The organism is Neobacillus sp. SRL179 (genome assembly GCF_984799095.1).
Map to the genome: position 1 here is coordinate 4,462,041 of NZ_OZ481792.1, position 12,007 is coordinate 4,474,047.

The 12,007-nt window shown below is 39.8% G+C and carries 11 protein-coding genes; 3 read left to right on the top strand and 8 right to left on the bottom strand.

Annotated features, from left to right (window positions below; all coding sequences use genetic code 11):
- Positions 1 to 233: 233 nt before the first annotated feature.
- On the top strand, positions 234 to 380 hold the full coding sequence (locus tag AC4E8C_RS21910; protein WP_490208747.1) for a hypothetical protein: 147 nt from the start codon (positions 234 to 236) through the stop codon (positions 378 to 380).
- 95 nt (positions 381 to 475) lie between these two features.
- Here the strand turns inward: AC4E8C_RS21910 and hmpA are convergent, their stop codons facing one another.
- On the bottom strand, positions 476 to 1,768 hold the full coding sequence (gene hmpA / locus AC4E8C_RS21915; protein WP_490208748.1) for an NO-inducible flavohemoprotein: 1,293 nt from the start codon (positions 1,766 to 1,768) through the stop codon (positions 476 to 478).
- Positions 1,769 to 1,873: 105 nt separating this feature from the next.
- The gene (locus AC4E8C_RS21920; RefSeq protein ID WP_490212628.1) at positions 1,874 to 2,908 is read right to left on the bottom strand and encodes an MFS transporter; all 1,035 of its coding nucleotides are present in this window, start codon (positions 2,906 to 2,908) and stop codon (positions 1,874 to 1,876) included.
- Between the two features lie 376 nt (positions 2,909 to 3,284).
- Between AC4E8C_RS21920 and AC4E8C_RS21925 the strand changes: the two genes are divergently transcribed.
- Positions 3,285 to 3,755 (top strand): DinB family protein, encoded by a 471-nt coding sequence (locus tag AC4E8C_RS21925; protein ID WP_490208749.1) that lies wholly within the window; start codon positions 3,285 to 3,287, stop codon positions 3,753 to 3,755.
- A gap of 303 nt (positions 3,756 to 4,058) precedes the next feature.
- On the opposite strand, the gene AC4E8C_RS21930 is transcribed toward AC4E8C_RS21925, so the two are convergent.
- The 3 genes from AC4E8C_RS21930 to shc all read right to left on the bottom strand — a co-directional run bounded on the left by AC4E8C_RS21930 (position 4,059) and on the right by shc (position 7,631).
- A complete protein-coding gene (locus AC4E8C_RS21930; RefSeq protein ID WP_490208750.1) occupies positions 4,059 to 4,961 on the bottom strand; it encodes a TIGR01777 family oxidoreductase in 903 nt (300 codons plus the stop codon).
- Positions 4,962 to 5,055: 94 nt separating this feature from the next.
- Complete coding sequence (locus AC4E8C_RS21935; RefSeq protein ID WP_490208751.1) at positions 5,056 to 5,637, bottom strand: HXXEE domain-containing protein; 582 nt, start codon at positions 5,635 to 5,637, stop codon at positions 5,056 to 5,058.
- A gap of 89 nt (positions 5,638 to 5,726) precedes the next feature.
- Positions 5,727 to 7,631, bottom strand: coding sequence for a squalene--hopene cyclase (gene shc / locus AC4E8C_RS21940; protein ID WP_490208752.1), 1,905 nt, complete (start codon positions 7,629 to 7,631; stop codon positions 5,727 to 5,729).
- 113 nt (positions 7,632 to 7,744) lie between these two features.
- On the opposite strand from shc, the gene AC4E8C_RS21945 reads away from it, so the two are divergent.
- Positions 7,745 to 8,881 (top strand): DUF2515 family protein, encoded by a 1,137-nt coding sequence (locus AC4E8C_RS21945; protein WP_490208753.1) that lies wholly within the window; start codon positions 7,745 to 7,747, stop codon positions 8,879 to 8,881.
- A gap of 330 nt (positions 8,882 to 9,211) precedes the next feature.
- Here the strand turns inward: AC4E8C_RS21945 and AC4E8C_RS21950 are convergent, their stop codons facing one another.
- The 3 genes from AC4E8C_RS21950 to AC4E8C_RS21960 form a co-directional block, all read right to left on the bottom strand.
- Entirely contained in the window at positions 9,212 to 9,769 is a 558-nt protein-coding gene (locus AC4E8C_RS21950) for a hypothetical protein (protein WP_490208754.1), read from the bottom strand.
- A gap of 267 nt (positions 9,770 to 10,036) precedes the next feature.
- A complete protein-coding gene (locus AC4E8C_RS21955) occupies positions 10,037 to 11,323 on the bottom strand; it encodes an MFS transporter (protein ID WP_490208755.1) in 1,287 nt (428 codons plus the stop codon).
- A gap of 196 nt (positions 11,324 to 11,519) precedes the next feature.
- Positions 11,520 to 11,918 carry a VOC family protein gene (locus tag AC4E8C_RS21960; RefSeq protein WP_490208756.1) on the bottom strand — a complete coding sequence of 133 codons (399 nt, stop codon included), beginning with the start codon at positions 11,916 to 11,918 and terminating at the stop codon, positions 11,520 to 11,522.
- Positions 11,919 to 12,007: the final 89 nt, after the last annotated feature.

Here is a 12,007-nt window from a genome sequence, read left to right on the forward strand (position 1 = left end):
CAGTTAATACACTGATGGCAAAAAAAGGGTCGAAAAACCATTGCTCACCTGTATTAAGTGTATAATACACCCGTTTGATTGTATTATATGCTTAATACACTTTTAATGCAAGAGGTTTAGGAAAGAATTGTAAAACTGGCATGAGTCCGGTTCAATACCGTATTCATGCTCTATGCTCTAAAAGGAAAATAATGTTAAAATATATTTATCACGTTTTTTGGGAGGGGTTTTTGTTGTTGAGATTTATTGATGATTTAGTAGGAGCTGTATCTGATATTTTTAGACTTATAATAAGGTCGATTGGCTATTTACTTGCTGGAATGATTATTGTAGCTGTTCCGATGTATCTGATTGTTTGGGTGGTCGGTTTATTTCAGTAGTTATTCCATTAAAAAACCCACCCAAATGGGTGGATGAACTTTAGTTGAAATGGAGTTCAAAGCAAAAAATGGTGCAGAAGAACCGTCCCCATGCTCTACTTGCTTTCTAAGTCACCAAAAGCTCCAAAGAATTCGTAATGAATATCTTCAGATGGAACGCCCCATTGTAGTAAGGCGTTATTAACGGCTTTCATAAAAGGTTCTGGACCGCAGAAGTAGAACTGAGCCTCTTTAGAAGGAAGGGTTTCCTGCAGCCATTCTAACGTAATGTAGCCTTCTTTATCGAAGTTATTGGCTCGTCTGTCTTCATCGGTTGGTTTCTCATAAATGACATAAGAGGTTACATTTTCATGTTTGGCAGCGGTGTTTTCAACATGTTCCCTAAAAGCATGGACTTTACTATTCATGGCAGCATGGATAAAGGTTACTTTTCTGTCCGATTGTTCATGAACAATCGTATTCAACATACTCATTAATGGAGTTAGTCCAACGCCGCCGCTAATGAGCACAACGGGAGAATCGCTCTTCATATCCAGATAGAAATCGCCAGCTGGAGCAGAAACAGGCAGTATATCTCCTTCATTAAAAAGCCTATGTAGATCGTTCGACACGACGCCAGGAGCAAAGCCTTCATCCCTCGGGTCCTCACGTTTCACACTAATCCGGAAATAGCCTGTACCTGGCCGGTCAGATAAACTGTACTGACGCTGATGGATATATTTTTCCTCAGGTATGTTGATGTGGATCGTGATATATTGACCAGGAATAAAGCGAGGTAATCCCTGTCCATCCTTTGGATAGAGATAAAAGGAGGTAATAACGTCACTTTCCTCTACTTTGCGTTCAATCATAAAATCTTTAAATCCAGCCCAACCACCTGGCTGCGTTTCTGCTGTTTTGTATAATTTATCTTCCATACGAATGAACACATCTGCAATTACTTCATAAGCGTCTGCCCAGGCATCAATGACCTCATCGGTGGCAGCATCTCCAAGTATTTCCTTAATAGCTCTCAGCAGATTTTCTCCCACAATCGGATATTGTTCCGGTTTGATTTGCATACTTCGGTGTTTTTGCCCGATTCGTTCCAACGCAGGCATAATCGCACTCATATCCTCTATATTAGCTGCTGCCGCATAGACAGCATTTGCCAAAGCTCTCGGTTGATGTCCCGTTTTTTGGTGAGTCATATTAAAGACATTTTGTAATTCCGGATGACTCTCAAATAAACGTTGATAGAACCGTTTGGTAATCGCTTCACCATGCTCCTGCACAGCCGGTAAAGTAGCTTTCACAATTTCTAGTTTATGAGGATCCAACTTCTTTACTGTTTTTAAAACATCCTGCCAAACATAGTTTTGGTTTTGGGAATCTCCACTATTAGTCAACTTTATCAAACCTCCATAATGTACTAAAGGACAACTTTACTGTCCTAAGGTTCCCTTCTTATTTCAGTATGATGCACGGGGACGTTCTTCCGCTCTAGAATTGAGTCAGGTACTCCTTAAAGCTTTTCTCTTTGTAATGAATACGATTCCTGGAATCATAATAACTGATACGATTAATAAGATGAAGGTCATTGAATTTTTATTCACATCATTTATTCCAGATGCAAACATCACACCGTATAAACTAGAGGCAAGGATGTTCCCTATAAATCTAGAAGTCATCAGTAAACCTGAAGCAATTCCACTTTGTTCTGTCATAACAATAGAGTAAAGAAGGTTTTGTGTTCCTATGCTAAGTACCCCATTACTTACTCCAATAATCGCTAATATTATCAACAACCAGACTAAAGAGGACGTTCTATTAAAAGTTAGAAGTAGACCAACACCTGCGATCCCAACTATGGCCCCGAATAGTAATGGCGTTTTGAATCCGATTCCTTCTATCCAACGGGTTGCAATGGGCGTCATCATCATGGCAAAGACAGAAAGAGAAAGCATCATCATTCCTGCTGTTTTGGAGTTAAGCATGAGTACATTTTGCAAATAAGTAGGCATAAAAAGAAGCATGGAGAAAAAAACAAGGGTTGCTAAAATATATTGAACATAAATGAAGGAGATATTTAAATTTTTGGTTAAAAAACCAACATTGATAAATGGCTCTTTTCTCTTTTTTTCATAGTAATAAAATATAAAGGTAATCAGAATTGCTAGAATGAAAGTCCCGATATTGAACCCACTTTTTAATGATTGTAAAAAAATCATCCAACAAGACATGAGTGAAGCAAACAAAATAATCCCGATCACATCCCATTGGAATGTTTTTTCCTCATACTTTATGTCTTTGGGGATATATTTTAAAGCAAGGATCGCGGACGTAATGATAACGGGAAAGTTAACATAAAAGATAATAGGCCATCCGCCATTCTGAATTAATAATCCACTTATCGTTGGTCCAAATGCTGCTGAAGTGATGGCAAATACAGCTAATGTAGCGATTACTCTATTTTGATTTTTGCTAATATACGTTCGAACCATCCCTATTCCGGCAGGATAAAGAGCGGATGTCCCGATTGCTTGTATGTTCTAACACCAATATTCTACCGTCTTTGTTGTTTTCGATTAAATCTAAGTGTTTCATTATTATTTCGCTAGAAGGTATTTCTTTGTTATCTAAGTTTGTTATCGTCAAATTGTATTCTAACCAAGTTTAGGAAATTGTAATGTTGCCTTCTTCTTTCCAACATTGGTAATGCTAAAAAGAAACCTCCTTTCCCCATCAACATTGCCTTTATCCTCTAATAGAAGCGTTAATCCTTTTTGGATCAACGCCGTCGATAGTTGAATAAGCAAGTTAAATAAATTGTTTCAAAAATATATGTAAAATCTCCCTCTTTTATATTGGAACGAACGTACATTCGTGTATAATTATGATATGCCTATCGAAGGAGGAATTATTTTGAACTCAATTGATTTAATTATTTTGAACTTTAATGAAGTTAGAAGAAGAAGCATTAAGGTTTGGACATCTATTCCTAAAGAAAAACTCCAATGGAAGCCAGATGAAGAAGCAATGAATTGCATAGAAATGATTAGACACGTATTGGAAAGCGAACATTATTACCACCTGGCAATTAAAAAGAGAGGGAGTTTATCTGTTTTCGACTCCCCTTTCGAAAATAGAAAATTCACTTCTGTAAGAGCAGAATTGGAATTTGCAGAACCATTTCGAAATGAATTCATAGATACAATCAAGTCCTTTACTGAAGAAGACTTGGCAAATATAAAGATTGACCGCTCTGATTCAGGGTACATAAGAGATTTGGGTGACATGCTTTTACGTGTTGCCTATCATGAATCAGTTCATACTGGTCAATTATTGGATTATTTAAGAACAGCAGGCGTTCCAAGAATTCGTATCTGGGATTAGCTATTACATTGTGGTGCATTCACAATAGTGATGCACCTTTTTAATTAGAAAGTTTTTTAGGATATGAAGTAAGACAATTTTCAAGTTCTGTCATTAAACTAACCTGCTACTTTACTTTATGTACACTACTTCACAATCTCAAATTATTAATACCCCTCCAATGTTAAAGAAGTCACAAAAAAATAAGCGTTAATCCTTCTTAACGCAAAATATGGTTTAATAAAAAAATGTCCAAAGCCATATATATCAAGGGTTTGGACATCTTTAATAAAGTCTAGGCGATGGCTTGTACGTTTATTCCTTTTATTTTGTAAGTAAATCTTTTAAGGCTGAGTGGAGTGTTGGGAACATGAATGTAAAACCATTTTCACTTAACACTTTCGGAACAACATGTTGACCCTCAAGAACAAGTTTACTTTTTTGTCCTAGAATTAATATCATAACAAAGGAAGGAACAGGTAACCAATGTGGGCGATGTAAAACAGAACTAATCGTTTTACCAAAGTACCCCATACGAACTGGATTGGGAGCTGTGACATTTACTGGTCCTCGTAAATTGGGATGATTCATGACAAATTCTATTGCTCGGGCAACATCTGTCACATGAACCCATGATACCCATTGTTCCCCCGTACCCACTTTACCACCAGCTAACAATCTATATGGCAGCACCATTAGGGGAAGTGCTCCACCTTCCTTACCAAGCACAACACCGAATCTCATAAGCGCTGTTCGGGTACCATATGTTTCAACTTGTTTGGCTTTGTTTTCCCAGTCATATACAGTCTGACCTAGAAAATCATTTGATGTTTCTAACGAATCTTCCGTATATATAGCATTTCTTGACGTGGGATAAATGCCAATCGCACTGGCATTGATGAATACGGCTGGTTTACTAGGTAATAGGGATATTATTCGTAATAATTCATCTGTTGCTGCCATCCGACTATTATAAATTTGTTTCTTATGGTTGGTATTCCATCTTCCATTATTTATGGAAACCCCTGCTAAATTAATAAATACATCGGAATCTCTAAGATCATCTTCAGGAGAAGTTCCTTCTTCAAGCCATCGTACATAACGAACATTGCCTGAATTCTTTTTTGCTTTCCTTGTTAAGATAATAATTTTATGTCCTGCTCTTATAAGTAGATCAGTCAATTTCTGTCCTATAAATCCGGAACCACCCGCAATAACGATCTTCATTCCATCCCTCCCATGCAAAATGATAGTGGTTGACAAAAATTTTTGCCCATACAGCTTGACCCACATAGCTGCTGGGTACAGGAATAACGATTGGTTATCGAATAAAATACCGGCCTAAAAGATTGCCAACCAGAAAAATCAGGATCATGATCATACTAATCGGAAGACTGGTGAATATCAAATGCCAGTTCATCTGCCCATCTTCGGCTAAAAAATAATAGGTAAGGAAGCAGTAAGGGATAAGGAGGAACAGTGAAGTTATGATGCCAGGTGTGTAGCTCCTGAACATGATGGTTTGAACAATATGCATGAATGCCTGCAAAACAAATAAATTGAGAATGGCTGTAAATAAAAGAAAGCCCCCACCGTTAGATGAAAAATGGGCGGTCATCAATGCAGTGAATGAGATAAACAGTAAGATCCATGTAGCCGAAACAGCGAGCTGGGCAGCCGTCGATCCTAGTTTTTCCCTCATTTTTAATGTTTGTTTGACGAAGTTTGTTTTCGGAAGGTTGTCTCTATTTGCAGCCATGGAAGATTCAATGGTTATAATCTCTTCTAAGTCATGGAAAATAAAAATGATGGGAAACAGCCAAATTAATGTTTTAAGATCCAAAAATTGATAGAGAGCCCCTAGCACCTTTTGTCTGCCTCCTTTCCGTTGGGTAGATTTCATTTTAGCGTCTGTTTTGGTTTGTTCATTTTATGTGACAAGATCTAAAAGTATGCTAAAGGTCACGCAAGAGAGTTTTGATAGACAACTCCTTAGTTAACATCTTTGTGTGACAAATCTGTTAGGAGCTGCCCACCAGCTAATTTTTGATAATGGGCCAGGGTAATCAATGGAAAAACATATTCATAGCAATGATAGTTGAGATAAAAGGAACCTGCCATTCCCCTTCCTTTTGGATAGGTCGTCGTCCAATCTTTTTCTTTCCTATCCACTAAAAAAGCTGCACCGTTTTCAATTTCAGGTGTAACTTCAGTTGCAGCCGAGATGAGTGTGTCAAGGGCCCAGGCGGTATGAGTGCGGGTACTTTCGCAGAGCGGCACATAACAATTTTTGATATCACTTTTACAAGATTCTCCCCACCCACCGTCAGGATTTTGAATTTCCCGCAACCAAGTTAGAGCCTTTTGAATAGCTGGGTGATTCGTGGAAACCCCAACCGCCACCATTCCCGTTACAGCCGCCCATGTGCCATAAATATACACGCCCCATCGCCCCACCCAGGAACCATCCGAATTTTGATGCCGCAACAGCCAACGGATCCCACGTTTCACCATAGGATGGTGTTGATCCAAATCGGTATAGTTTCCGAAGAATTCTAAAGTCCTTCCCGTTAAATCAACCGTCGACGGGTCAATCAATAAATCTCTTCCACCCTCTATCGGTAACAAGTTCAACACTTTCTTGTTCACATTCTTTTCAAATGCCGCCCAACCGCCATCATTGTTCTGCATGGAAATGAGCCAGTTTATTCCACGATCCCATGCTTGCCGGCATTCCACTTGCTCTTTGGCCAAAGTACGTATCGCCCTCAGTGCAGCTGTTGTATCATCAATATCTGGGTGGATCGTGTTCAAGTCCGCAAACCCCCAGCCTCCCGGTAACAGGCTCGGCTCATGAATGACCCAATCCCCGTATTTGAGATGCTGACGGGAGAGAATGTAATCATTTGCCTTTTGAATCGTGTTGGATGAATAGGGAACCCCGGATTCTTGCAGAGCATAATTGATTAAAGTCGTATTCCAGACCGAAGCCGTCGTGTACTGGCAGTGAAGTTCCCCGTCAATCCGGCAGGTCATCGCTTTTAAACCTTGCACCGCACGTGTAATCACCGGATGTGTAGTTGGATACCCCCTCGCCAATAAGGCAAAAATCATCAGAGAAGTCGTGCTGAAATAATTTAAATAGGTGCCGTCCGGTTCGATTCGGTCCAGCATATATTTTTCGGCACGATATAATGCCAATTCGCGAAGATTTACATGGGATTTCAGACCCTTAATCCCCTGTTTAATCGATTTGATCACCGAACGGGCCTCTTCTGCTTCATCCTCTGTAAAAAAACGAACTTCTTTTTTTTGAAACAAATCGGAGAGATTGGGCGATCGAGGCGTTCTCTTACGAAAATTCGTATTGGCGAGAATCAAAAAAGGGATAATGTTCGCCCTTCCGTACACGGAGAGGTCAAAAAGGTTGATGGGAAAGGAGTCTGGTAAAAGCATCACTTCAATATTAATGGGGAAGTGAGGCCACGCACATTGTCCTGTTACGGCCAACATGATTTTCAAAAACATATGAACTTCCGCTGCCCCTCCGCCTTCCATAATAAACCTTCTTGCCGCCTGAATTTCCCGGTCCTTCAGGTCCCGGTAACCAGAATAAAGAAGGGCATAATAGGCTTCCACCGTTGCTGTCAGATTCCCTTTTTCCTCATCATGAAATAGCTTCCATGACCCATCTTCCTGCTGTTTTCCAGCGATACGTTTCACCAATTCTTTTATGAACTCCTCGTCATTTATCTCCAATGTCCGTAATAAGATAATCATACTACAGTCTGTTGCAACCCCGGTCTCGAATGGATAATGCCAGGCGCCGTCCGCTGATTGGTCCTCGGCAAACTGATTCGCGATTCTGTTCATCTCCATATATACCCGATGCCTCATATTACCCATCCTCTCCCCCGAAATTCTTCTTTGTATTCATATTCCGTAAGCAATATGAATATGCATCTTTGATGGGAGACCGAGACAGTCAACAGAAACTTTGATAAAGGGTGATGCCGTTTTTGCTGGACTCTTTCTCAGATGTAAAAAAAGAATTGAAAAAAAAAATGAAAAAGAAATCCTCCGGCCTGCTGCCCTCTTTATCAGAAAAAGATAAACAATATATTTACCTAATAAGAGGACAGACGAGACAACTTAACCAAAACAATGTAGAACGGACGCGAGCTTATTTTCAGTTTTACCTTAAGCACCCTGAAATACATTGGGCCCTTCTCGGACATATGGTATCGCGAAACGTTGGTTGGAACATGACTGATTTAAAAGGGGAATTGCTGACAAAGCTTCTGCCTGAAAGAGATCAGAAAGCTTTTTTTTCCTTTTTAGAACGCGGCAGCTGGTTGATTTTTCAAGATGTGTATCCCCAATTTTTGGTTTATGACCTAAGTGTGAGGTGCAGTCAAGAAATGTTCCACCTTTTACCTCACTTGTCCACTTCTACCTTCATGGAGACGTTGTGGCGTTATTTCTGGTACAGCGGGGATAGCTATACATTGGCAATTGCGACGGTGATCAATGAACAAAGCTATTTGGAAAAAAAATTGATTCAAAATAATCATTTCAAAAATACCGTAACCGGTACAGTCAGCTTCAAAATGTATGATTTTTTGCGACTCAATAACATTCTTTTTCCCTACTGTGAAGAGGAAAGAAAGGAGAAAACTTCACTTATCGGCGCCACCTCACGGCAATTCACCTCGCTCCAGGAAAGAATATTATTCGGAAAAAAATTGTATTCCATCCTTTTTGAGCGTGAAAAGATTCTGGCGGGGGTTTTGAAGTGGGCGCATGAACACCCTCATACGGGCTCACGGAAAGATTATTGGCCTGATTTGTTTAATGATGTAAATGAATCTTTCCCTCGTTCCCTTTATAAACGACGGGTCAAGAATTGCGTGTTGAGAAAGGGCGCCCAGCGGCTGTACAGCCCGCCTTTAAAATACGCTTGGCCAAATACCCCTCATGAAGATGCGAAGAGCGGAGATTGGTTTGAGGATTGGCATGTTCTCGATTATATTCATGCAGAAGTCGATTTGAATGGAGAGATTGTAAATAATTATTGCAAAACCCTTGAAAGAATCGAACTTGCGGTGATGGCGAAGGAGGCCCTTCTGTTACGAGAAGAAGATTAATCATTAACGAAGATTGTGGACATGGAACGTAAAGGGGTGTAACAATTCGGGATTGAAATAATCCATAACTGTTACACCCCCTTTTTTTTTCAAATCAATGGCGAATACTGATATGGCAGTTCGTGAAATGGGGTATTGGATTTTGTAAAGAATTGAACGGTAAGGATGGAACCGTTGATATAATAGGCCTTGCTGGCTCTAGTTCTTGAATAAAAGTTGGAAAAAAGGGTAGTATGCCTCTAATGAGGTGATGAAAATGTCTCTAAGCTCTTTTTTGGATTTTCACACTAAGGCACCCGATCGTGAAAAACAAAGTCATTGTTCAATTGCTCATTTTCTCAATATATCCGACAAACCGTCGTCGTCTCCGTATTCGAATCGCCCGATTTTTCCTTCTTCTTTTGTAGAGAAGATCACTTCACCTTCTACATTTGCAGTTTTTTCTTCGTCTCCATTTTTCTGATAACCGACCTTTGCTATGAAGGTATAACGATATGGAATTTTCTCACTTTGCTCAACCGTGACACCCTTAAAGCTTAACTTATAACCAGTGTAGTAAGCAAAAGTTGGGTATTGAGTACCAAATGTATCTATGAAGGAACTGAGCCCAGAATCTGAAAAGTAAGGTCCGTATACCTCTGCTACATACTTGTCAAACTCTTTGTTCTCTTCTTTATTATTCACAACAGTCCTATATTTAGGATTCCATATTAGTTCCATAAACTCCTTATTGGGACCCGTAAACTGATGCTCAAGAACTTTTTTAATTGCTTGTTTATTTGTGTCTTCTGCATCAGCCTTTGAGCAAGCTCCTATTAAAAATCCTGACATTAACAACATTAAACTTAAAAAAACAATGGATATTGTCTTGTTATTATTTTTTGACATTACAACACTCCCCCTTTTAAAGATAATACGTTTACAAATACATTTAAGACTCAGATTAATATGTTTCTTCCTTCAACTAATCTGCTCGTTACTTCAATAAGTAAAAGCATTACCGTTATTCAGTACTGCCCCCTCTGTCTTGTGAACATCTTTATCAGGTTTTCTTATTCAGCTTCCCTCTTTAGTAAAAGGCGACTGCTCACATTGAATAATCGCCCTATTTATTTCACGTAAAATCTTGAAAAATACTTTCTAAAACTAGTTGTCTTATTTTTTACCTCCACGAGACCATATCACCACTGGGACTAATAATAAGGATAGAATCCCTCCCACAAGTGATAAGGTTGGATAACTTGTACCGGCTACAATCACTCCCGACAATGCTCCGCCAGCAGCTCCTGACAATGCAATGAAAACATCTACTGTACCTTGAGTTTTAGCCCGTGTGGCAGTTTCAGTTGAATCAACAATTAGAGCTGTCCCACTGATCAAGCCAAAATTCCAGCCTAATCCAAGTAACGAAAGAGCAATGACCATAAAAACCATTGAATCCCCTGGTGCCAAGGCAGATAGTAAACCTGCTAGAAGTAACGTAGTTCCAGAAGCAATCGCCATCACCGTACGCCCCAGCTTATCAACGAGGACACCTGTCACGAGTGAAGGGAGATACATGGCACCGATATGAAAGCCAATCACAAGACCTACTGCACCCAAACTATGTCCATGATGCATCATATGAACGGGCGTCATGGTCATAATAGCAACCATGACAATTTGGGTAAGAACCATAATTGTCGCACCCACGATGATGCCTCTTTTGTTTTCTACTTGTTCGGTAGTGGTCGAATGTCCTTTATCACTAAGTTCATGGTTGGCCGCTTCAATTGTTCTAGCTATAACCAATGGATCTGGACGAAGGAGAATGAAAAGGACAGCACCTGCTAAGATATAGGCTGCTGCTCCTAAAATGAAAGGACCGGCAAGTGATGGAATATCAATAGAAGAAGCGAAATTCCCCATCACATTTACTAAATTGGGACCTGCAACGGCACCAAATGTGGTAAAAACCAGCGTAATACTAATAGCAGTCGCCCGCTGTTTACGATTCGCTAAGTCTGTACCCGCATAACGAGCTTGTAAATTGGTGGCTGACCCTGCCCCATAAACAAGCAGGGAAGCAAATAACAAGATCACACTATTGATAATAGCTGCTATGATGACCCCTATGGCTCCAAGCCCGCCTATCATAAAACCCGCTGATAAACCTATCCGACGACCGTGGCGTTGAGAAAGTCTCCCAACAAACAAAGCCGCTCCGGCCGACCCGAGAGTAAGTAAACTCGAAGGAAGTCCGGCAAACGCCTCCGTACCAAGCATTTGCTGTGCAAGAAGTGCACCTACCGTCACGCCTGCTGCTAACCCTGCCCCGCCTAAAATTTGTGAAATACTGACAACAAGTAAGGTACGTTTGTATAATAATTTTTGTTTTTCTGAAGAACTTATATAGCTTTGTAACCTTGCGGAGTGAGCGTCTAACGCTTTATTTTCTAACAAAATGGTACCGCCTTTCTGAGGTAAGTTATCCCACTATTCCAACTAGTTTGAATCATCATAACACGCACAAAAAAACCATACAATATGATAATTTGTATGGCAGACAATAGTAGATAAGATTATTTAACAAACGTTTAAGGATGAATCTCTATTTGCTCGTTAGCGGGACAATTATGTATTTTATGATGGGTTTTAATTAGTTTGGCAGATTCAATTGCCACGAAACTCCATAGCTGTCATTTAACCAACCGAACTTTTTACTAAAACCATAATGACCCAAAGGCATAAGAACTTGCCCGCCTTCACTGAGTTTCTGAAAGAGATGGTCAAGTTCTTCTTCCGTATCACACGTAACAAATAGGGAGAACGATGGGGTAAAAGAAAACTGATGTTTTACATTACTATCAATGCACATAAACTCTTGCCCTTTTAAGGTAAACGCAGCCTGCATGACAGTGCCCTCATCCCCAGATTCATTAGCCCCGTATCGAACAATACTTGTAATTTGAGAATCCTCAATCAGCGATGTGTAATAATTCATCGCTTCTTCTGCCTTGCCATCTTGAAACATTAAGAATGGTACTATCTTTTCCATGATCAATCTACTCCTTCCAAATACTCCCCTTCAAGTATAAATTAATTGGTGACATAATATCAATTTCTCAACGATTCTGGCTCTTTAGT

What these genes read in the sequence shown, in the direction of transcription:
- shc (WP_490208752.1), bottom strand. Translation starts at nt 7,631, where the DNA reads ATGAGGCATCGGGTATATATGGAGATGAACAGAATCGCGAATCAGTTT.
- AC4E8C_RS21950 (WP_490208754.1), bottom strand. Translation starts at nt 9,769, where the DNA reads ATGTCAAAAAATAATAACAAGACAATATCCATTGTTTTTTTAAGTTTA.
- AC4E8C_RS21930 (WP_490208750.1), bottom strand. Translation starts at nt 4,961, where the DNA reads ATGAAGATCGTTATTGCGGGTGGTTCCGGATTTATAGGACAGAAATTG.
- AC4E8C_RS21935 (WP_490208751.1), bottom strand. Translation starts at nt 5,637, where the DNA reads ATGAAATCTACCCAACGGAAAGGAGGCAGACAAAAGGTGCTAGGGGCT.
- AC4E8C_RS21960 (WP_490208756.1), bottom strand. Translation starts at nt 11,918, where the DNA reads ATGGAAAAGATAGTACCATTCTTAATGTTTCAAGATGGCAAGGCAGAA.
- AC4E8C_RS21945 (WP_490208753.1), top strand. Translation starts at nt 7,745, where the DNA reads ATGCCGTTTTTGCTGGACTCTTTCTCAGATGTAAAAAAAGAATTGAAA.